The organism is Streptomyces sp. NPDC051211, from assembly GCF_040689505.1.
GTDB lineage: Bacteria > Actinomycetota > Actinomycetes > Streptomycetales > Streptomycetaceae > Streptomyces.
Genome location: NZ_JBFBAV010000033.1, coordinates 36,306 through 56,999, shown reverse-complemented (window position 1 = coordinate 56,999; position 20,694 = coordinate 36,306). Strand labels below are relative to the sequence as shown.

General features: G+C 71.9%; 16 protein-coding genes and 1 riboswitch. Of the genes, 9 read left to right on the top strand and 7 right to left on the bottom strand.

Annotated elements, in window-relative coordinates; all coding sequences use genetic code 11:
• Positions 1-12 precede the first annotated feature (12 nt).
• The gene (locus AB0447_RS26685; RefSeq protein ID WP_366479321.1) at positions 13-246 is read right to left on the bottom strand and encodes a hypothetical protein; all 234 of its coding nucleotides are present in this window, start codon (positions 244-246) and stop codon (positions 13-15) included.
• A 445-nt stretch (positions 247-691) separates the two neighbouring features.
• On the opposite strand from AB0447_RS26685, the gene AB0447_RS26680 reads away from it, so the two are divergent.
• The 3 genes from AB0447_RS26680 (at position 692) to AB0447_RS26670 (ending at position 5,028) form a co-directional block, all read left to right on the top strand.
• Positions 692-2,812 carry a DNA topoisomerase IV subunit B gene (locus AB0447_RS26680; protein ID WP_366479320.1) on the top strand — a complete coding sequence of 707 codons (2,121 nt, stop codon included), beginning with the start codon at positions 692-694 and terminating at the stop codon, positions 2,810-2,812.
• 144 nt (positions 2,813-2,956) lie between these two features.
• The gene (locus AB0447_RS26675; RefSeq protein ID WP_366479319.1) at positions 2,957-3,439 is read left to right on the top strand and encodes a DUF485 domain-containing protein; all 483 of its coding nucleotides are present in this window, start codon (positions 2,957-2,959) and stop codon (positions 3,437-3,439) included.
• Positions 3,436-5,028 (top strand): cation acetate symporter, encoded by a 1,593-nt coding sequence (locus tag AB0447_RS26670; protein ID WP_366479318.1) that lies wholly within the window; start codon positions 3,436-3,438, stop codon positions 5,026-5,028. The genes AB0447_RS26675 and AB0447_RS26670 overlap by 4 nt, the downstream gene beginning before the upstream one ends.
• 45 nt (positions 5,029-5,073) lie before the next feature.
• Here the strand turns inward: AB0447_RS26670 and AB0447_RS26665 are convergent, their stop codons facing one another.
• From AB0447_RS26665 to AB0447_RS26655, 3 genes are all read right to left on the bottom strand, one after another.
• Positions 5,074-5,781 carry a response regulator gene (locus AB0447_RS26665; protein ID WP_366479343.1) on the bottom strand — a complete coding sequence of 236 codons (708 nt, stop codon included), beginning with the start codon at positions 5,779-5,781 and terminating at the stop codon, positions 5,074-5,076.
• 41 nt (positions 5,782-5,822) lie between these two features.
• Positions 5,823-7,427, bottom strand: a complete 1,605-nt coding sequence (locus AB0447_RS26660) for a sensor histidine kinase (RefSeq protein ID WP_366479317.1) — start codon at positions 7,425-7,427, stop codon at positions 5,823-5,825.
• Positions 7,428-7,567: 140 nt separating this feature from the next.
• Complete coding sequence (locus AB0447_RS26655; RefSeq protein WP_366479316.1) at positions 7,568-8,905, bottom strand: citrate synthase; 1,338 nt, start codon at positions 8,903-8,905, stop codon at positions 7,568-7,570.
• A gap of 54 nt (positions 8,906-8,959) precedes the next feature.
• Between AB0447_RS26655 and AB0447_RS26650 the strand changes: the two genes are divergently transcribed.
• Positions 8,960-10,123, top strand: coding sequence for a citrate synthase/methylcitrate synthase (locus tag AB0447_RS26650; RefSeq protein WP_366479315.1), 1,164 nt, complete (start codon positions 8,960-8,962; stop codon positions 10,121-10,123).
• A gap of 116 nt (positions 10,124-10,239) precedes the next feature.
• A complete protein-coding gene (locus tag AB0447_RS26645) occupies positions 10,240-11,337 on the top strand; it encodes a CobW family GTP-binding protein (protein WP_366479314.1) in 1,098 nt (365 codons plus the stop codon).
• Positions 11,338-11,374: 37 nt separating this feature from the next.
• Here AB0447_RS26645 and AB0447_RS26640 read toward each other — a convergent pair whose 3' ends face one another.
• Positions 11,375-12,484, bottom strand: coding sequence for a DUF6183 family protein (locus AB0447_RS26640; protein WP_366479313.1), 1,110 nt, complete (start codon positions 12,482-12,484; stop codon positions 11,375-11,377).
• 61 nt (positions 12,485-12,545) lie between these two features.
• Positions 12,546-15,002, bottom strand: coding sequence for a DNA topoisomerase IV subunit A (locus AB0447_RS26635; RefSeq protein ID WP_366479312.1), 2,457 nt, complete (start codon positions 15,000-15,002; stop codon positions 12,546-12,548).
• A 206-nt stretch (positions 15,003-15,208) separates the two neighbouring features.
• Here AB0447_RS26635 and AB0447_RS26630 point away from each other — a divergent pair, with 206 nt between their 5' ends.
• The 4 genes from AB0447_RS26630 to AB0447_RS26615 all read left to right on the top strand — a co-directional run bounded on the left by AB0447_RS26630 (position 15,209) and on the right by AB0447_RS26615 (position 20,058).
• Positions 15,209-16,654: a pitrilysin family protein gene (locus AB0447_RS26630; protein WP_366479311.1), complete on the top strand. Its 1,446-nt coding sequence runs from the start codon at positions 15,209-15,211 to the stop codon at positions 16,652-16,654.
• Between the two features lie 20 nt (positions 16,655-16,674).
• Positions 16,675-18,057 carry a pitrilysin family protein gene (locus tag AB0447_RS26625; RefSeq protein WP_366479342.1) on the top strand — a complete coding sequence of 461 codons (1,383 nt, stop codon included), beginning with the start codon at positions 16,675-16,677 and terminating at the stop codon, positions 18,055-18,057.
• A gap of 206 nt (positions 18,058-18,263) precedes the next feature.
• A riboswitch (cyclic di-AMP (ydaO/yuaA leader) is annotated at positions 18,264-18,425 on the top strand.
• 12 nt (positions 18,426-18,437) lie between these two features.
• Complete coding sequence (locus AB0447_RS26620; RefSeq protein WP_366479310.1) at positions 18,438-19,223, top strand: M23 family metallopeptidase; 786 nt, start codon at positions 18,438-18,440, stop codon at positions 19,221-19,223.
• Between the two features lie 151 nt (positions 19,224-19,374).
• On the top strand, positions 19,375-20,058 hold the full coding sequence (locus AB0447_RS26615) for a GntR family transcriptional regulator (protein WP_366479309.1): 684 nt from the start codon (positions 19,375-19,377) through the stop codon (positions 20,056-20,058).
• Positions 20,059-20,346: 288 nt separating this feature from the next.
• Here the strand turns inward: AB0447_RS26615 and AB0447_RS26610 are convergent, their stop codons facing one another.
• Positions 20,347-20,628 carry an HPr family phosphocarrier protein gene (locus AB0447_RS26610; RefSeq protein ID WP_366479307.1) on the bottom strand — a complete coding sequence of 94 codons (282 nt, stop codon included), beginning with the start codon at positions 20,626-20,628 and terminating at the stop codon, positions 20,347-20,349.
• Positions 20,629-20,694 lie beyond the last annotated feature (66 nt).

Sequence of the window (20,694 nt, the reverse complement as noted above, 5' to 3'; positions counted from 1 at the left end):
GGGATGCGAGTGTCAGCGGTCCTCGGTGTCGGCGGCGCTGGCCGGAGCGGCCGTGAGCCGCTCAGTCTCATCCTGTATTTCCGCGGCGATCTTCTTGAGTTCCGGCTCGAACTTGCGTCCGTGGTGGGCGCAGAAGAGCAGTTCACCGCCGCTCATCAGGACGACGCGCAGATATGCCTGGGCGCCGCAACGGTCGCATCGGTCAGCGGCCGTCAGCGGGGTCGCGGGGGTCAGAACAGTAGTCACGTCGCCTCTTCTCTAGCTCGACGAGCTGTCGTACCAGGGTCAACATCCAACCAGGCCGAAAACGTTCCCGCTCGCGGCTTTTCCTCGAAACTTCCTTCCGAAGCTGGCCGGCTGCTGCCGGTTGGCGGCGAAGGAGCCGTATTGCGTTGCTTTACGGTTTCGCGTTGCTTGTCAGTGCGTGTAGCAGGTTCGATCCTCCCCGGCGTGAGTGCCGGTTGTGCATGAGGACGTGCCCGAACCCTAAATGGTTCATGCGCGGAAGGGAACGTGATGTTTGCTTCACTCCAACGAGGGATCGAACACCCGTGCGTATCTGCATTAGGCTGATGAAGGACGAGGGTGGCGTTGCATCGGCTCTACCAGGCCTCGGTACCCTCTGACGGGCAACCGAGCCACCCCTGCGCCCAACCGGGCCAGAAGAGAAATTCAGCGAGGAGCGAACTGCGTGACCGCCGACACGTCCGTGCCTTCCAGCGCGCTGCTGACCGGAGCAGACCGGGACGGCTCCAACTACACCGCGCGGCACCTGCTCGTCCTCGAAGGTCTTGAGGCCGTCCGCAAGCGCCCCGGCATGTATATCGGCTCCACCGACAGCCGTGGTCTCATGCACTGCCTCTGGGAGATCATCGACAATTCCGTCGACGAGGCCCTGGGCGGGTACTGCGACCACATCGAGGTCATCCTGCACGACGACGGCTCGGTCGAGGTCCGTGACAACGGCCGCGGCATTCCGGTCGACGTGGAGCCCAAGACCGGCCTGTCCGGCATCGAGGTCGTCATGACCAAGCTGCACGCCGGCGGCAAGTTCGGCGGCGGGTCGTACGCGGCCTCCGGCGGCCTGCACGGCGTCGGCGCCTCCGTGGTGAACGCGCTCTCCGCCCGACTCGACGTCGAGGTCGACCGGAACAGCGCCACCCACTCGATCAGCTTCCGCCGCGGCGTCCCCGGCATCTTCACCGAGCAGGGCCCCGACAGCCCCTTCGATCCGGCCAACGGACTGCACAAGGGCAAGCGGGTCCCCAAGGGCCGCACCGGCACCCGGGTGCGGTACTGGGCGGACCGGCAGATCTTCCTCAAGGACGCCCGGCTCTCGCTGGAGAACCTCTACCAGCGCGCCCGGCAGACCGCCTTCCTCGTCCCCGGCCTGAGCATCCTGGTCCGTGACGAGCGCGGCATCGACGGGGCCGGCAAGACCGAGGAGCTCTTCCGCTTCGACGGGGGCATCAGCGAGTTCTGCGAGTACCTGGCTCAGGACAAGGCCGTCTGCGACGTGCTGCGGCTGACCGGCCAGGGCACCTTCAAGGAGACCGTCCCGGTCCTCGACGAGCGCGGCCACATGACCCCCACCGAGGTCACCCGCGAGCTCGGCGTGGACATCGCCCTGCGCTGGGGCACCGGGTACGACGCCCAGCTGAAGTCCTTCGTGAACATCATCGCCACCCCCAAGGGCGGCACCCACGTGTCCGGATTCGAGCGCTCGGTCACCAAGACGGTGAACGAGGTGCTCCGCTCCGCGAAGCTGCTCCGGGTCGCCGAGGACGACGTGGTCAAGGACGACGCGATGGAGGGCCTGACGGCGGTGGTGACCGTCCGGCTGGCCGAACCGCAGTTCGAAGGTCAGACCAAGGAGGTGCTCGGCACCTCGGCGGCCACCAGGATCGTCGCGGCCGTGGTCGCCAAGGAGCTCAAGGCCTTCCTGACCTCCACCAAGCGGGACGACAAGCAGCAGGCCCGCGCCGTCATGGAGAAGATCGTCGCGGCCGCCCGCACCCGGATCGCGGCCCGCCAGCACAAGGAGGCCCAGCGCCGGAAGACCGCGCTGGAGTCCTCCTCCCTGCCCGCCAAGCTCGCCGACTGCCGCAGCGACGACGTGGAGCGGAGCGAGCTCTTCATCGTCGAGGGCGACTCCGCCCTCGGCACCGCCAAGCTCGCCCGGAACTCGGAATTCCAGGCGCTGCTGCCGATTCGCGGCAAGATCCTCAACGTCCAGAAGTCCTCCGTTTCGGACATGCTCAAGAACGCCGAATGCGGAGCGATCATCCAGGTCATAGGAGCCGGCTCGGGCCGGACCTTCGACATCGACGCGGCGCGGTACGGGAAGATCGTCCTGCTGGTCGACGCCGACGTCGACGGCGCCCACATCCGCTGCCTGCTGCTGACCCTCTTCCAGCGCTACATGCGTCCGATGGTCGAGGCCGGCCGGGTGTTCGCCGCCGTACCGCCGCTGCACCGGATCGAGCTGGTCCAGCCCAAGAAGGGCCAGGACAAGTACGTGTACACGTACTCGGACAACGAGCTGCGGCAGACCCTGCTCGAGTACCAGCGCAAGGGCATCCGCTACAAGGACTCGATCCAGCGCTACAAGGGTCTCGGCGAGATGGACGCGGACCAGCTGGCGGAGACCACCATGGACCCCCGCTTCCGGACCCTGCGCCGGATCAACATCGGCGATCTGGACTCCGCGGAGCAGGTGTTCGACCTGCTCATGGGCAACGAGGTGGCGCCCCGCAAGGAGTTCATCACCGGTTCCGCGGCCACCCTGGACCGCTCGCGCATCGACGCCTGACCGGCGGCACCCGGTGACGTCTGCCGGTGTGCTTCACCCCATCACCTGATGGGGTGAAGCACACCGGTACACCAGTCCGGAAACCGTCCCTCCGCACATCCTTGGGGACACGCGGCCACTGCGGCTGCGGACAAGGAGAGTTCGGTGGACAAGCACGATGGTCGCGAAGCCGGAACGATCCGGCTCGACGACCCCTGGTACGACGCGCTCGCCGCCGGCTGGGGCGAAGGCGGGGGCAGCGCGGCCGAAAGCGAACGGTCCGAGGCCGACCCGGCCTGCCCGGGCCGGGCTCCCGACGCGGCCGCGATCTATCTGGAAGTGCAGCGCAGCGCCGCCTTCCAGGAAGTGCGCCGCCGCTACCGCCGCTTCGTCGTCCCCGCGACCCTGGCCTTCCTGCTCTGGTACCTCGCCTACGTGGTCACCGCCACCGTAGCCCCCGGCCTGATGGCCCGCCCCGTGCTGGGGGCCGTCAACGTGGCGCTGCTGGCCGGTATCGCCCAGTTCCTCAGCACCTTCCTGCTGACCTGGGCCTACGCCCGGCACGCCCGGCTGCGCCGGGACCGGGCGGCGCTGGAGCTGCGCTGGACGGTCTTCGACCAGGAACGCACCCGGGGGGCCGGCCGGTGACCACCGAACACCAGACGCTCGCCCTCGTCCTGTTCAGCGCCTTCATCGCGGTCACCCTCGGCATCACCACCTGGGTCAGCCGCAACCGGCACGGTTCGGCCGAGGAGTTCTACGCCGGCGGAAGGCTGTTCTCCCCACTGGAGAACGGTTTCGCCATCGCGGGCGACTACATGTCCGCCGCCTCCTTCCTCGGCATCTCCGGCCTGATCGCCCTCTTCGGCTACGACGGCATGCTCTACTCGGTCGGATTCCTCGTCGCCTGGCTGGTGGTGCTCTTCCTGGTCGCCGAACTGGTCCGCAACTGCGGCCGGTTCACCCTCGCCGACGTGGTCGCGGCGCGGATGAGCGAGCGCCCGGTGCGGATCGCCGCCGGAACCTCCTCGGTCACCGTCTCCGTGCTCTACCTGGTCGCCCAGATGGTCGGCGCGGGCAGTCTGGTCGGCCTGCTGCTGGGCAGCAGCAGTACCGCAGCCCGGACCTGGACCGTGATCGGAGTCGGGGCGCTGATGGTGATCTACGTGTCCTTCGGCGGGATGCGGGCCACCACCTGGATCCAGATCGTCAAGGCCGTCCTGCTGATGGGCGGCGCGATCACGCTCACCGCACTGGTCCTGATCCGCTTCCACGGCGACTTCAACCAGCTGCTGACCAGCGCCGCCGAACGCAGCGGCCACGGCTCCGACTTCCTCGGCCCCGGCCTCCGCTACGGCGGCGACTGGACTTCGCGCTTCGACTTCATCAGCCTCGGTCTCGCGCTGGTGCTCGGCACCGCCGGCCTGCCGCACATCCTGTCCCGCTTCTACACCGTGCCGACGGCGCGGGCGGCCCGCCGCTCGGTGGTGTGGGCCATCGCGCTCATCGGCGGCTTCTACCTGATGACCATCGTGCTGGGCTTCGGGGCGGCCGCGCTGGTGGGGCCGGAGGCCGTACGAGCCTCCAACGCCTCGGGGAACACCGCGGTCCCACTGCTCGCGGCCTTCCTCGGCGGCGGTGCGGGCAGCACCGGGGGTGCGGTGCTGTTCGCGATCGTGGCCGCAATCGCGTTCGCCACGATCCTGGCGGTGGTCGCCGGGATCACCCTGGCCTCCTCGGCCTCGGTGGCCCACGACCTGTACGCCTCCTTCCGGCGCAAGCACGCCAGGCAGCGCAGTGAGGTGGCGGTGGCCCGGGTGGCGGCCGTGGGCATCGGTGCGGTGGCGATCGCGCTGGGGTTGCTCGCCCAGGACCTCAATGTGGCCTTCCTGGTGGGTCTGGCCTTCGCGGTGGCCGCCTCGGCCAACCTTCCGGTGCTGCTGTACTCGCTGTTCTGGCGCGGGTTCACCACCCGGGGCGCCGTCTGGTCGGTGTACGGCGGACTGGTTCCGGCCGTCCTGCTGGTGGTGTTTTCGCCGGTGGTCTCCGGCAGCCCGGACGCGCTGTTCCCCGGCGTGGACTTCCACCTCTTCCCGTTGCAGAACCCGGGGATCGTGTCGATCCCGCTCGGGTTCCTGGCCGGTTGGCTGGGCACCGTCACCTCGGGGGAGCTGCCGGACGCAGCGAAGCACGCCGAGACGGAGGTCCGCTCGCTGACGGGGGCCGGGGCGGTCTGACCCTGCGGCGGCGCGGGCGCCCGAGGACGGCGCGGGCGTGCGGTTTCAGGGGGCCGGTGGCTCCGGCTCGGCGCCGGCCGCCGGGACCCAGGTGTAGCGGTGTTCCGGACGGCCCGTCTCCCCGTAGCGCAGGCTGAGCCGGACCCGGCCGCCGCGCTCCAGGAGCTTCAGGTACCGCTGGGCGGTCTGCCGGCTGATGCCGCCGCGGTCGGCGATCTGCTGGGTGGAGAGCGGGCCGTCGGCCGCGCGCAGCACCTGCCGGACCAGGTCGGCGGTGGTGGGGGAGTGGCCCTTGGGCAGTTCCACCGGGGCGGTTGCGCTGGCAAGAGCGCCGAAGATCCGGTCCACTTCGGCCTGTTCGGCCTCGCCCCCCAGGTCGAGGGTGCGGCGGAGGGCGCCGTACGCCTCCAGCTTGGCGCGCAGGCCCGTGAAGGTGAACGGCTTCACCAGGTACTGAAGGGCGCCGAGCCGCATGGCCGACTGGACGGTGGCCAGGTCCCGGGCAGCCGTCACCATGATCACGTCGGTGTGCCTGCCGAGTTGACGGAGCCGGCGGACCAGGTCGAGGCCGTTCTCGTCGGGGAGGTAGTGGTCGAGCAGGACCAGGTCCACCGGGTGGGTGCGGAGGAACTCCATTGCCTCGGCGGCGGAATGGGCCTGGGCGACGACGGTGAAGCCGGGAACCTTCGCCACGTACGCCGCGTTGATCCTGGCAACACGCATGTCGTCGTCGACGACCAATACGTGGATCACCCCGCCGGACGGCTGGTGCACCGGTCCCTGCATCGGCTCGTTCACCGCAGGGCCTCCGGAAGTACGACGGAGAACTCCGCCCCTCCGTCCGCTGCTTCGCCGGCTCGGGCGCTGCCTCCCTGCCGCTCCGCCAGGCGGCGGACCAGCGCGAGCCCCAGCCCGCGCTCGCGATGAGCCCTGGGCTGCTTGGTGGACCAGCCCTCGGTGAAGATCTCCTCGCGGCGGGTGGCGGGGACTCCGGGGCCGCTGTCGCGCACCCGCAGCACGGCGGTGTGCCCCTCGGCGTGCAGTTCCACCTCGACGCGGGCGTCGGCCGAGCCCGCGGAGGCGTCGAGCGCGTTGTCCACGAGGTTGCCGAGGATCGTGACCAGGCCGCCGGGGTCCACCAGTCGGTCGGGCAGGAGGGTGGAGGGGGCCAGCCGGAGCGATACGCCGCGCTCGGCGGCCACCGTGGCCTTGCCGACGAGCAGGGCGGCGAGGAGCGGGTCGTGCACCTTCTCGGTGATCTGTTCCGCGGTGGTGCGGTGCACGCCCACGACCTCGGTGACGAAATCCACCGCCTCCTCGTGCAGGCCGAGCTCCATCAGGCCGAGGAGGGTGTGCAGCCGGTTGGCGTGTTCGTGGTCCTGGGCCCGGAGGGCGTCGATGAGGCCCCGGGTGGAGTCGAGCTCGCGGCCCAGGCGCTCCAGCTCGGTGCGGTCGCGCAGGGTGGCGACGGCGCCGCCGTCCTCGGTGGGCATCCGGTTCGCGACCAGGACCCGTGGGCCCTGGACGGTGAGCAGGTCGCGGCCGGAGACCCGGCCGGTGAGGACGTCGGTGGTGCGTCCGGCGCCCAGGACCTCGTCCAGCGGGCGGCCGGTGAGGGTGGCAGCGTCGCCGGTGGCGACGCCGAGCAGCCGGGCGGCCTCGTCGTTGACGAGCCGGATGCGGCCGTGGCGGTCGAGGGCGACGACGCCCTCGCGGATGGAGTGCAGCATCGCCTCGCGCTCGGCGAGCAGGCCCGCGATATCGGAGAAGGCCAGGTCGCGGGTCTGGCGCTGGATCCTGCGCGAAATCAGAAAGGCGGCGAGTGCGCCGACGGCGAGGGCCCCGCCGGCGTAGGCGAGCAGGCCGGGGATGGCGCCGAGCAGCCGGTCGCGGACGCTGTCGTACTCGATGCCGACGGAGACGGCGCCGACGAGCTCGCCGTCGGCGGCGAGCAGTGGGACCTTGCCGCGGGCGGAGCGGCCCAGGGTGCCCTCGTCGATCTCCATCACCTCGTGTCCGGCCAGTACGTCCCGGGGGTCGGTGGAGACCGGCAGGCCGATGCGCTCGGGGCTGGGGTGGGAGCGGCGGAGGCCGTTCCGGTCGAGGACGACCACGTATTCGGCCCCGGTGGCGCGGCGGACGCGCTCGGCGGCGGCCTGCACTGGGCTGTCCTCGGTGGCGGGGGTGGTCAGCAGGGCGGCTGGGATGGCCGGGTCGGCGGCCGTGCTCTGGGCGATGGCGAGGGCCCGCCGCATCGCCTGGTCGTCGAGCTGGGAGCCGAGCGGGGCCAGGAACAGCCCGGTGGCCAGCACTGCGACCCCGGCGGCGATGGCCAGCTGGGTCAGCAGGATCTGGGAGACCGCCCGCCGGGGGAGTCGGAAGGCGCGCCGGGTGCTCATGACCAGCAACCGTAGAACGACCTCGGCCCTGAGGGAATCCGCGGCGGAATCTGAGCTTCCGGCATTCAGTGTTCCCTGGCCCTGTTGCCTGCCGGCCTCGGCCGCCCCCGGCCGGACCCGGCCGGGGCCGCCCCCGGCCGTCACGGCATCGGCTGCGGCGGGCGGGGGCCCGTGTACTGCCCGCTGGGGCGCATGCGCAGCGGCCGCTCCCCGTACTCCTCCAAGGCGTGCGCGATCCAGCCCGCCGTACGGGCCACCGCGAACACCGTCTCGCCGGCCTCCGCCGGCATCCCGCAGGACACCGTCAGCACGGCCAGCGCCAGGTCGACATTGGCGTGCAGCCCGCGGCCCTGGCGGGCCGTCACCGCGACCACGTCCCGTGCCGCGGCCAGCGCCGGAGCGGCCGCCTCCAGCTCTGCCAGCCGGGCGAACAGCGCCGTGGCGCGCGGGTCCTCACCCGCGTACAGCCGGTGCCCCAGGCCCGGCACCCGGCGGCCCGCGCGCAGATGATCCGCTACCACCGGCGCTGCCCCGCCCTGCTCCAGCACCTCCTGCAGCATGCGGTGGGCCAGCCGCCCGGCCGCGCCGTGCAGCGGCCCTTCGAGCGCGCCGAGCCCGGCCGAGACGGCTGCGTACGGGTGGGCGCGGGCCGAGGCGGCGACCCGTACGGCGAGGGTGGAGGCGGCCAGGTCGTGGTCGACCAGCAGGCCGAGTGCGAGGTCGAGTACGGCGACCGCGGCGGGGTCGGCGGGGCGGGCCGTCAGTCGCGGCCACAACTGCCCGGCCAGCGGGCCCGCGCCGCCGCCGGTGTCCCCGCCGCCGGTGTCGGGGCCGCCGCCGGTGTCCCCGCCGCCGGTGTCCGGCCCGTCGCCGGTGGCCGGGCCGTCGACCGACCCGCCGTCGCCCTCCGGTCTGCCGCCGGTGCCCGGCCCGTGCACCGGCGGCAGCGCGCCCACCAGCGTCGGGATCAGGGACCGCGCCGAGCCCAGTACGGCCTCCTCCGACAGGTCGTAGCGCAGGGGATCCGCCACCGCCGCGGCGGCCGCAGCCACCCGCAGCCGGTCCACCGGGCCGCTGTGCTCCGGCAGTGCGGCCACCGCCCGCCGGGCGGCGGCCAGCAGCTCCGGCGGCGCGGTGAAACGCGCCCCGTGCGGCAGCCGCCCGGTCCAGAGCCACTCGGCGACCTCCTCGTACGCGTACCGTCCGGCCAGCTCGACGGCATCCACGCCGCGGAACCAGTACCGGTCGGGCTCGATGAGCGTCAGCGCGGTGCGTACGGAGAGCTCCCCGGACGGGGCGGCCGCCTCCCGGCGGTTGCGCCGGGCCAGGGCGGCGACCTCGGCGGCATCGAAGGTGCTGCCCCGGCCCACCGGGTCGCGGCGGCTGCTCAGCTGTCCGCGGCTGACGTACGCGTACACCGTCGAGGGCTTGACGCCGAGCAGTTCGGCGGCCTCGCGGGTGGTGAGCCGGTCGTTCATGCACCCACCCTACATATATTGATTCAATCAATATTGACAGTGACTGAGTCATGGATGGATGGTCGGTGCATGAACACAACCGTCGAAGTGCCCCGCGGACTCGCGGGTGTCGTGGTCACCGAGACCGAGCTCGGCGACGTCCGAGGCCGCGAGGGCTTCTACCACTACCGCCAGTACTCCGCCGTCGACCTTGCGGCCCACCGCTCCTTCGAGGACGTCTGGCACCTGATGTTCCGCGGCACCCTGCCCGGCCCCGCCGAACGGGACGCGTTCGCCGCCGAACTGGCCCCGCTGCGCCGGCTGCCCGCGGACGTCGCCGACGCGCTGCCCGCCCTGGCCAGGGCCACCTCCCTCTCCGGCCCCCTCGCCGGCCTGCGCACCGCGCTCTCCCTGCTCGGCGCCTCGGCCGGCTTCCGCCCCGTCTACGACCTCGACCCCGCGCGCCGGGCCGCCGATGCGCTGGCGGCCTGCGCGGCCGTGCCGACCCTGCTCACCGCGCTGTACCGGCTCGGGCAGGGGCTCGACCCCGTGGCGCCGCGCGACGACCTGCCCTACGCCGCCAACTACCTCTACATGCTCAGCGGCGAGGAGCCCGACCCGGTCCGGGCCCGGGCCGTCGAGCGCTACCTGATCTCGACCGTCGACCACGGCTTCAACGCCTCCACCTTCACCGCCCGCGTCATCGCCTCCACCGGCGCCGATGTGGCCGCCTGCCTGACCGGTGCGGTCGGCGCGCTCTCCGGGCCGCTGCACGGCGGCGCGCCCAGCCGGGCGCTGGACACCCTCGACGCGATCGGCTCCGCCGACCGGATCGACCCGTGGATCCGGCAGCGGGTGCTGGCCGGAGAGCGGATCATGGGCTTCGGCCACCCGGTGTACCGGACCGAGGACCCCCGCTCCCGCATGCTCCGCGAGATCGCGCAGCAGCTCGGCGGGCCGCTGGTGGACTTCGCCGTGCAGGTCGAGGCGCAGGTCGAGGCGATCCTGGCCGAGCTCAAGCCGGGCCGCGAGCTACACACCAACGTCGAGTTCTACGCGGGCGTGGTCATGGAGCGGTGCGGGCTGCCCCGCGAGATGTTCACCCCGACCTTCTGCGCGGCGCGCGTGGTCGGCTGGAGCGCGAACGTCCTGGAGCAGGCAGCGGACACCAAGATCATCCGTCCTGCCGCCCGGTATGTCGGCCCCATCCCGCCCCAGCCCGTCCCGCCGGCGGCCTGACCGCTCCGGCAATCCGGCCGCCCCGGCGGCCTGACCGCTCCGGGGCCCTGACTGCGCCGGCGGCCTGACCGCTCCGGCTACCCGGCCGCCCCGGCGGTCTGGCTACGATCGGCCGGGTGAACAGCAGGCAGCCCATCCCCGTCGTCGTCCTCGCCGGATTCCTCGGATCCGGCAAGACCACCCTCCTCAACCACCTGCTCAAGAGCAGCCGGGGGACCCGGATCGGGGTGGTGGTCAACGACTTCGGCTCGATCGAGATCGACGCCATGAAGGTCGCGGGCCAGGTCGGGGACTCGATGGTGTCGCTCGGCAGCGGCTGCCTGTGCTGCGCGGTCGACGGCAGCGAGCTCGACGTCTACCTGGAGAAGCTCTCGCGTCCGGCACACCGGATCGACGTCATCGTCATCGAGGCGAGCGGACTGGCCGAGCCGCAGGAACTCATCAGGATGCTGATGGCCAGCGAGAACCCCGCCATCCGCTACGGCGGCATGGTCGAGGTCGTCGACGCGGCGGAGTTCGACGCGACGCGGCAGAAGCATCCGGAGACCGACCGCCACCTCGGCGTCGCCGACCTGGTCGTACTGAACAAGGCCGACCGGGTCGACGCCGCCGGGCTGGCCCGCATCCAGGGCGTGATCGCGGAGCTCGCACCGGGCATCCCGCTCGTCACGGCCGACCACGGCCGGATCGACCCCGAGCTGCTCTTCGACCGCAGGCCCTGGACACAGACCCGGGGCCAGCTGTCCTTCGAAGACCTCCTCGCCGAGGAGCAGGACGACCACACGGACCGTGCAGACGACGCGGACCACACCGGCCACGCCCACACCGGCCACGCCCACACCGCGTACGAGAGCACCGAGTTCGTCTCCGACCAGGCCCTCAGCCCGCGCCACCTCATCGACTTCCTCGACCGCCGCCCGGCCGGCCTCTACCGCATCAAAGGCTGGGTGTACTTCGGCGTCCCCGGCCACGAGGAGAAGTACGAACTTCACGCCGTCGGCCGCTTCCTCCGCTTCGCCCCCCAGCCCTGGGCCCGCACCGAACCCCGCCTCACCCAGCTGGTCCTGATCGGCTCCGGCACCGACGGCGCAGCCCTCACCACCGCCCTGCAGGCCTGCCGCGAACCCGCCCCGCAGCACACCGACCCCTCCGCCATGTGGGGCGTCCTGCGCTACTTGGCACGCGACCCGGAACCGGCCCCGCCGGCCGGCTAAGCGGCCTCGGGGACGCGCCCCACTTCCCCGAGGCCGCTTAGTCCGTGTCCGTCAGCGCCAGCACGGCGATCCGGGTGCGCCCCGGATCGAGGACCGCGAAACCGATGTCCGTGAAGTCGCCGCAGAACCAGTCGCCGTGGGCGGGCGGCGGGACGAAGCGCAGCCAGTGGTATGCGGCCGCGGCCCGTACGGCCTCGGTGTGCGGGACGCCGGGGTCGAGGTCCATCAGGGCGTACAGCCCCTGCCAGGCCCGCAGCCTCGCGTACGCGCCCATGTACCCCTGACCCCAGACCCCGCCCGTGAACGCACTGGTGAAGAGGTCGCCGAGGACGTCGTCGGCCGTGGTGAAGGCGGTGAGGACGGTCTCGGCGGTGAGACCGGCCAGGCAGTCGGCCGGCAGTTCGGCCAGCAGCGCCCCGTTGAAGTCGTCCGGGTCCAGCGGCCGGGGCAGCGTGTAGAAGGCGGCGTCCCACGCCCCGTGTTCGGCGTACGGCGCGCCCGCCGCCTCGATGCGGACCGGGTTGGGGACCGGCACGGCGGTTCGGCCGGCCCGCGCCCCCGCCCCGGTCGCCGGGACCTCCGGATAGGCGGCCCGGAGTTGGCCGGGGCTGAGCCGGCCGAGGATGGAGCCCGGGCTCACCACTCCCCGCTGCATCCCGTGCTCGAACCGCAGTGAGCCGAGCGGGAGACCGCCCAGGGGATGGCCGAGTTCGCGCAGCCGTTCCGCGTACGCGAAGTACGGCGCGTCCTGCTCCGGGTCGGTGAACCCCCAGCGCAGCGCCATCTCCTGGAGCAGGCAGGCCCGGAACTCGGTCCCCGGCTCGTCCGGGGCGGCGGGTGGCCGGTCGTAGTGCGGCTTGATGTGGAACCTCGTCGTCCGCTGGGCGGCGTGCCAGGCCAGCTGCCGGATCAGTATGCGGCGGCCGTCCGGTTCCTCCGGATCCTCCGGGGCGTCCGGCACCGTCAGGCGCTCGGCCAGCCGGAAGGTCCATGCGGTGGCCGGCGTGCTTTCCCGCCCGACCAGGTGGCGGGCCACCCGCAGCAGGTCGCCGTCGCTCAGCGCCGGATCGTCGGCCAGCCCGTACAGGCGGTCCGGTTCGGTGGTGGCCCAGATCCTGAGCTGTGAGTCGTCGAGGGGTGCCGGCATGGACGACACCGTACGCAGGGGCCCCCGTCCGCCCGGACGGGGACCCCTGCGCCGGTACGTCCTACAGCGGGCCCCCCGACACCACCGACACCGGGTGCGGCAGGGCCGTGCCCGAGCCGTCACGGCGGGGGTCCGGGGACGGGAGGTCCGCCGGGGTGCCGTTGGCGGTGGCGGCGCGGGCCGGGGCGTGGCCCGCCCAGGCCAGGGTCAGGACGTCCTCGCCCTTGAGGAAGCGCTGGCAGCGGACACCGCCGGTGGCCCGGCCCTTGCGCGGGTACTGGTCGAACGGGGTGAGCTTGGCGGTGGCCACCGAGTCGTCCAGGGTGCCGTGCGAGCCGGCCACGCTGAACACGTACGCCTCGGCGGCCGGGTCCACCGCCGAGAAGTGGATCACCTTGGCGTTCTCGGCGAGCTTGATGCCCGCCATACCGCCGGCCGGCCGGCCCTGCGGCCGGACCTGTCCGGCGGGGAAGCGCAGCAGCTGGGCGTCGTCGGTGATGAAGACCAGGTCCTCCTCGCCCGTGCGCAGCTCCACCGCGCCGACGATCCGGTCGCCGTCCTTGAGGGTGATGACCTCCAGCTCGTCCTTGTTCGCCGGATAGTCCGGCACCACCCGCTTCACCACGCCCTGCTCGGTGCCCAGCGCCAGGCCCTGCGAGTTGTCCTCGTCCAGCGAGGTCAGGCAGACCACCTTCTCGTCCGGCTCCAGCGCCGACAGGAACTCCGTGACCGGGGCGCCGCCCGCCAGGTTCGGCGCGGCCGCCGTGTCCGGGAGCTGCGGGAGGTCGATGACCGACAACCGCAGCAGCCGGCCGGCCGAGGTGACCGCGCCGACCTCGCCGCGGGCGGTCGACAGGACCTGCGAGACGATCAGGTCGTGCCGGGCCCGACGGCCGTCGGCCTCGGCCAGCGGCTCGGCCGTGACCGTACGGGCCAGCAGGCCGGTGGAGGACATCAGCACCCGGCACGGGTCGTCCGCCACCTCCAGCGGGACCGCCGCCACCGGCGCGCCCGCCGACTCCAGCAGCACCGTGCGCCGCGCGGTGCCGAACTTCTTCGCCACCGCCGCCAGTTCCGTGGAGACCAGCTTGCGCAGCTCGTTGTCGGACTCCAGGATGCCGGTCAGCTCGTCGATCTCGCCGGTGAGGCGGTCGCGCTCCGACTCCAGCTCCAGCCGGTCGAACTTGGTGAGCCGGCGCAGCGGGGTGTCCAGGATGTACTGGGTCTGGACCTCGCTCAGCGAGAAGCGCTCCATCAGGCGCTCCTTCGCCTGCGCCGAGTTCTCGCTCTCCCGGATCAGCGCGATGACCTCGTCGATGTCGAGCAGCGCCACCAGCAGGCCCTCGACCAGGTGCAGCCGGTCCCGCCGCTTGCCCCGGCGGAACTCGCTGCGCCGCCGCACGACCTCGAAGCGGTGGTCGAGGTAGACCTCCAGCAGCTCCTTCAGGCCCAGCGTCAGCGGCTGCCCGTCCACCAGCGCCACGTTGTTGATGCCGAAGGACTCCTCCATCGGCGTCAGCTTGTAGAGCTGCTCCAGCACGGCCTCCGGGTGGAAGCCGTTCTTGATCTCGATGACCAGCTGCAGGCCGTGCGTACGGTCGGTGAGGTCCTTGACGTCCGCGATGCCCTGCAGCTTCTTCGAGCCGACCAGGTCCTTGATCTTCGCGATGACCTTCTCGGGGCCCACCGTGAAGGGCAGTTCCGTGACGACCAGGCCCTTGCGGCGGGCGGTCACGTTCTCCACGGCCACCGTGGCGCGGATCCGGAACGTGCCCCGGCCGTTCTCGTAGGCGTCCTTGATGCCGGAGAGTCCGACGATCCGGCCGCCCGTGGGCAGGTCCGGACCCGGTACGAAGCGCATCAGCGCCTCCAGGTCGGCCTGCGGATGGCGGATCAGGTGCCGGGCCGCGGCGATGACCTCGCCCAGGTTGTGCGGGGGCATGTTGGTGGCCATGCCCACCGCGATTCCGGAAGCCCCGTTGACCAGAAGGTTCGGGTACGCCGCCGGCAGCGCGACCGGCTCCCGCTCCTGGCCGTCGTAGTTGGCGGTGAAGTCGACGGTGTCCTCGTCGATCGATTCCGTCATCAGTGACGTGGCGTCGGCCATCTTGCACTCGGTGTAACGCATGGCGGCCGGCGGGTCGTCATTGCCGAGGGAACCGAAGTTGCCGTGGCCGTCGACCAGCGGCAGCCGCATGGAGAAGGGCTGCGCCATGCGCACCAGGGCGTCGTAGATCGAGGCGTCGCCGTGCGGGTGCAGCTTGCCCATGACCTCGCCCACGACGCGGGCGCACTTGACATAGCCGCGGTCGGGCCGCAGGCCCATCTCGTTCATCTGGTACACGATCCGGCGGTGCACCGGCTTCATGCCGTCCCGGGCGTCCGGCAGGGCCCGGGAGTAGATCACCGAGTACGCGTACTCGAGGAAGGAGCCCTGCATTTCGTCGACGACGTCGATGTCGAGGATCTTCTCCTCGAAATCCTCCGGCGGCGGGGTCTTCGTGCTGCGGCGGGCCATCGCTGCGGCGCTCCTTAACCAAGTGATCGGGCAAGTGATCGGGCGGATCGGGCTGGGTCTGACGCGGACCATTGTGGCCCGACGCTCTGACAACGCCGACTCCGACCCAGGAGTGACCCGGGAACTTCTCCGGGGACCGACGCGCTTGCATACAGTGACAGGTCTGACAGAAATCTCTGCATCGCGATCGAAGGGACCACATGCCCATGGGTCACACGGCCACCGAGCAGACCGCCTCCGGCGGCCTGACAGCGACCGAGCACCGGCTGGCCAACGGCCTGCGCGTGGTGCTTTCCGAGGACCACCTCACCCCGGTCGCCGCTGTCTGCCTCTGGTACGACGTCGGCTCGCGCCACGAAGTCAAGGGGCGTACCGGCCTGGCTCACCTCTTCGAGCACCTGATGTTCCAGGGCTCCGCGAGCGTGCCGGGCAACGGGCACTTCGAGCTGGTCCAGGGCGCCGGCGGCTCCCTCAACGGCACCACAAGCTTCGAGCGCACCAACTACTTCGAGACGATGCCCGCCCACCAGGTGGAGCTCGCGCTGTGGCTGGAGGCGGACCGGATGGGCTCGCTGCTGGCCGCCCTGGACGACGAGTCCATGGAGAACCAGCGCGACGTCGTCAAGAACGAGCGCCGCCAGCGGTACGACAACGTCCCGTACGGCACTGCCTTCGAGCGGCTGACCGCCCTGGTCTACCCGGAGGGCCACCCGTACCACCACACGCCGATCGGCTCCATGGCCGACCTGGACGCCGCCTCCCTGGAGGACGCGCGTGCCTTCTTCCGTACGTACTACGCGCCCAACAACGCGGTGATCTCGGTGGTCGGCGACATCGACTCCCAGCAGACCCTCACCTGGATCGAGAAGTACTTCGGCAGCATCCCCGGCCACGACGGCAAGCAGCCGCCGCGCGACGGCACCCTGCCCGACACCATCGGCGAGGAGCTCCGCGAGGAGATCGTGGAGAAGGTCCCGGCGCGCGCCCTGATGGCGGCCTACCGGCTGCCGCACGACGGCACCCGCGAGTGCGACGCCGCCGACGTGGCCCTGACCATCCTGGGCGGCGGCGAGTCCTCCCGCCTGCACAACCGCCTGGTACGCCGCGACCAGACGGCCGTCGCGGCCGGCTTCGGCATGCTGCGGCTGGCCGGCGCGCCCTCCATGGGCTGGCTGGACGTGAAGACCTCCGGCGGCGTGGACGTGCCGGACATCGAGACCGCCGTGGACGAGGAGCTCGCCCGGTTCGCCGCCGAGGGCCCCACGGCCGAGGAGATGGAGCGCGCCCAGGCCCAGCTGGAGCGCGAATGGCTGGACCGGCTGGGCACGGTGGCCGGCCGCGCCGACGAACTGTGCCGCTTCGCGGTGCTGTTCGGCGACCCGCAGCTGGCGCTGACCGCCGTCGGGCGGGTGCTCGACATCACCGCCGAGGAGGTGCAGGCCGTGGCCGCCGCCCGACTGCGCCCCGACAACCGCGCGGTGCTGGTCTACGAGCCGCTGCCCGAGGACGCCGCGGAGCCCGGGACCGAGGAGGAGGTCGAGGCGGAGATCGACACCGACGCCCGGGCCGCCCGCGCCGAAGCCCGTGACGCCGGAACCGAATCCGCCGCCCAGAACGGCGAGAACGACGAGAGCAAGGGGGCGGAGCAGTGAGCGACACCGCAGCCGTCACGATGACCTTCCACCCGCAGCCGCAGGCCGGCGAGGCCCGCCCGTGGGCCTTCCCGGCCCCCGCGCGCAGCGCCCTGGACAACGGCCTGACCGTGCTCCGCTGCCACCGGCCCGGACAGCAGGTGGTGGCCGTCGAGATCATCCTCGAGGCCCCGCTGGACGCCGAGCCGGCCGGCCTCGACGGAGTGGCCACGATCATGGCCCGGGCGCTGTCCGAGGGCACCGACAAGCACTCGGCCGAGGAGTTCGCGGCTGCCCTGGAGCGCTGCGGCGCCACCCTCGACGCGCATGCCGACCACCCCGGCGTCCGGGTCTCCCTGGAGGTCCCCGCCTCCCGGCTACCCAAGGGCCTCGCCCTGCTCGCCGAGGCGCTGCGCGCCCCCGCGTTCGCCGATGCCGAGGTGGACCGGCTGGTCCGCAACCGGCTCGACGAGATCCCGCACGAGCTGGCCAACCCGCAGCGCCGGGCCGCCATGCAGCTGTCCAAGGAGCTCTTCCCGGCCGGCCTGCGAATGTCCCGGCCGCGCCAGGGCACCGCGGAGACCGTCGCCCGGATCGACTCCGCGGCCGTACGCGCCTTCTACGAGGCCCACGTACGCCCCTCCGCCGCCACCGCGGTGATCGTCGGCGACTACACCGGCACCGACCTGGACGCCGTCCTGGCGGACACCCTGGGCGCGTGGACCGGCGGCACCGCCCCCGCGCTCAAGGCGACCCCGGTGACCGCCGACGACACCGGCCGGGTCGTCATCGTGGACCGTCCCGACGCGGTCCAGACGCAGCTGCTGATCGGCCGGATCGGCCCGGACCGGCACGACCGCGTCTGGGCGGCCCAGGTGCTGGGCACGTACTGCCTGGGCGGCACCCTCACCTCCCGGCTGGACCGGGTGCTGCGCGAGGAGAAGGGCTACACCTACGGCGTGCGCGCCTTCGGCCAGGTGCTGCGCTCCACCGCCCCGACGGCCCCGGAGGGTGCCACCGGCGCGTGCATGCTCGCCATCAGCGGCTCGGTCGACACCCCCAACACCGGACCGGCGCTGGACGACCTGTGGAAGGTGCTCCGCACGCTGGCGGAGGGCGGCCTGACCGACGCCGAACGGGACGTGGCGGTACAGAACTTGGTGGGGGTCGCCCCGCTGAAGTTCGAGACGGCCGCGTCCGTCGCAGGCACCCTCGCCGACCAGGTCGAGCAGCAGCTTCCGGACGACTACCAGGCGCAGTTGTACGCGCGGCTGGCCGAAACCGGCACCGTGGAGGCGACTTCGGCGGTGGTCAGCGCCTTCCCGGCGGACCGTCTCGTCACGATCCTGGTGGGCGATGCGGCGCAGATCGAGGAGCCGGTGCGGGCGCTGGGCATCGGTGAAGTGACCGTGGTCGCCAACTGACCTCCGGGGACTGCAGGAACAGAGGACCTTGGTGGATTGCCCGCCAAGGTCCTCTTTGCGTGCCGTATGTCCGGTTAAGGGGAGTGCCTGCCTGTATGCCGTGTGGCGTACGCAACAAAAAGGCGTGTCTGTTTGGCGATTGACTGATGATCCGCCTAGCGTCGGTCCCGCTGTCCGTCAGCTGTAACTGCCGCACCCGCGGCACCGGACAGCGATCGCCGAGTCCCCGTCAGGCGCGAGCCTGGGGAGCCGGGGACCCACATCAGTCCCTGGGGTGAATCGGGCCGCCTCCGCCAGGAGGGGGACCGTAGGAGACCTTCCTGCTCCGAACCCGTCAGCTAACCCGGTAGGCGAGAGGGAAGGAAAGGACCAGCCTTTTCATGGGCACTCGTGCCGCCGGTAAGCACCGTGGTTCCAGCCGTCTGAGCAAGAAGACCGCCGGCATCGCCGGGATCGCCGCCCTTGCCACCACCGGTGTCATCGGCTCCTTCGCAGCTCCGGCCTTCGCCGCGGACAACGACAACGCGATCCAGGACACCGGCCTCAACGCCGTCGTGGTCGGCGACGACCTGGCCGGCGACATCGAGGCCCAGGCCGCGGCCCAGCAGCACGCCGCCGAGGCCGCCGCCGCCAAGGCGCAGGCCGAGGCCGAGGCGAAGCAGAAGGCCGCCGAGGCCAAGCGCATCGCCGAGGTCAAGGCGAAGGCCGAGCGCGAGGCCAAGGAGCGCGCCGCCCGCGAGGCCGAGCGCAAGCGCCTGAACACCTTCGTCTCCCCGCTCGCCGACTCGTACGTCTCCACCCAGTACAAGGCCGGCGGCGGCATGTGGTCCTCCGGCAGCCACACCGGCATCGACTTCCACGCGGCCTCCGGCACCGTGGTCCGCGCGGTGGGCCTCGGCACCGTCGTCGAGGCCGGCTGGGGCGGCGCGTACGGCAACAACGTCGTCATCAAGCACGCCGACGGCACCTACACCCAGTACGGCCACCTGGCTTCGCTGAGCGTCTCCAAGGGCCAGCAGGTCACCCCCGGCCAGCAGATCGGCCTGTCCGGCTCCACCGGCAACTCCAGCGGCCCGCACCTCCACTTCGAGGCCCGGACCGGCTCGGACTACGGCTCGGACATCAACCCGATCACCTACCTGCGCTCGCACGGCGTCAGCCTCTGAGTGCGGCTGCCCGCAGCATCGAAGAAGACCCCGGCTCACCGAGCCGGGGTCTTCTTCATTTGTTTCCCGTCCGCGCTCGGAAATCACCGCGTGCTGCAATAGAGTCGAGGCATTGACGCCAATGACGACAGCATTAAGCGGAGGTCCGGTCTTGCGTATTCCTGCGCACGCGGTGTGTACGGCAATCCGCGACGACATCGTCACCGGAGTTTTCCAGCCCGGAGCCAGGCTCACCGAGGAACTCCTCGCCCGCCGGTACGGGGTGTCCCGGGTCCCGGTCCGCGAGGCGCTGCGCACCCTGGAGTCCGAGGGCTTCGTCACCACGCGGCGGCACGCGGGCGCGTGCGTGGCCGAGCCGACCCAGCAGGAGGCGGCCGACCTGCTGGAGCTGCGGATGCTGGTGGAACCCCTCGCGGCCGCCCGGGCGGCCCGCCGCCGCACCGACGCACACCTCAAGGTGCTGCGCGGCCTGGTCCGGCTGGGCCAGGAGCGGGCCCGCCAGGGCCAGGGCGAGGACCTGCGGGCCCTGGGCGGCTGGTTCCACGAGACCCTGTCCCAGGCCTCCGGCAGCCCCGGCCTGATCTCCCTGCTCACCCAGCTGCGCCACAAGGTCGCCTGGATGTACGCGGTCCAGGCACCGGCCCGGCCGGCGGAGTCCTGGGCGGAACACGGGGCGATCGTGGACGCGGTGGCCCGGGGCGACGCGGAACGGGCGCGGGCGCTGACGGCCGCGCATGCGGAGCGGGCCGGCGAGGCGCACCGGATGCGGCTGCGGAGCGGGGGGCCGGTGAGGACTTCGCAACCTGCCGTAAACATGTCGAGCGGCCTGCATTAACAGGAGCCGTATACAAAGGGTGGGTATATCGCCGAGCGGCCTGAATTCACTGCCGTGCGGAATTCATTGCTGCGTGGGAAAAGAATCGCCGGTCCCTTGAAAAGGCCGTGGCGTAAATCGGCCGGGTTCGGAACGGCCGGTGGCGCGAAACGGCCGGGGCGCGGGAACAGCCGGACCGCGGGAACAGCAGGGGTCGCGGAACGGCCGGGGTGCAAAACGGCGGAGCCGCGGCTCCCGGTGGCCGGGGGCCGCGGCTCCGCCGCGGATGCAAGGGGTGAACCCGAAGGATCAGACGGTCTCGGGGAGCTCCTCGAGGCCCTCCGCGACCAGCTTCGCCAGGCGGTCGAGGGCGGCGTCCGCACCCTCCGCGTCCGACGCGAGCACGATCTCCTCGCCGCCCTGGGCGCCCAGGCCCAGCACCGCGAGCATGGACCCGGCGTTGACCGGGTTGCCGCCGGCCTTCGCGATGGTCACCGGGACGCCGGAAGCGGTCGCCGCACGGACGAAGATCGAGGCGGGACGAGCGTGCAGGCCCTCGGCCCAGCCGACGTTGACGCGGCGCTCTGCCATGGTGATGCCCTTCAGGTTCTTACGGTTGTCTAGACCAGTCTCTCATGACGTCCGGAATGCTCCTAC

What these genes read in the sequence shown, in the direction of transcription:
- AB0447_RS26660 (WP_366479317.1), bottom strand. Translation starts at nt 7,427, where the DNA reads ATGAGCACCCGGCGCGCCTTCCGACTCCCCCGGCGGGCGGTCTCCCAG.
- AB0447_RS26655 (WP_366479316.1), bottom strand. Translation starts at nt 8,905, where the DNA reads ATGAACGACCGGCTCACCACCCGCGAGGCCGCCGAACTGCTCGGCGTC.
- AB0447_RS26650 (WP_366479315.1), top strand. Translation starts at nt 8,960, where the DNA reads ATGGATGGTCGGTGCATGAACACAACCGTCGAAGTGCCCCGCGGACTC.
- AB0447_RS26640 (WP_366479313.1), bottom strand. Translation starts at nt 12,484, where the DNA reads ATGCCGGCACCCCTCGACGACTCACAGCTCAGGATCTGGGCCACCACC.
- AB0447_RS26635 (WP_366479312.1), bottom strand. Translation starts at nt 15,002, where the DNA reads ATGGCCCGCCGCAGCACGAAGACCCCGCCGCCGGAGGATTTCGAGGAG.
- AB0447_RS26630 (WP_366479311.1), top strand. Translation starts at nt 15,209, where the DNA reads ATGGGTCACACGGCCACCGAGCAGACCGCCTCCGGCGGCCTGACAGCG.
- AB0447_RS26625 (WP_366479342.1), top strand. Translation starts at nt 16,675, where the DNA reads ATGACCTTCCACCCGCAGCCGCAGGCCGGCGAGGCCCGCCCGTGGGCC.
- AB0447_RS26620 (WP_366479310.1), top strand. Translation starts at nt 18,438, where the DNA reads ATGGGCACTCGTGCCGCCGGTAAGCACCGTGGTTCCAGCCGTCTGAGC.
- AB0447_RS26610 (WP_366479307.1), bottom strand. Translation starts at nt 20,628, where the DNA reads ATGGCAGAGCGCCGCGTCAACGTCGGCTGGGCCGAGGGCCTGCACGCT.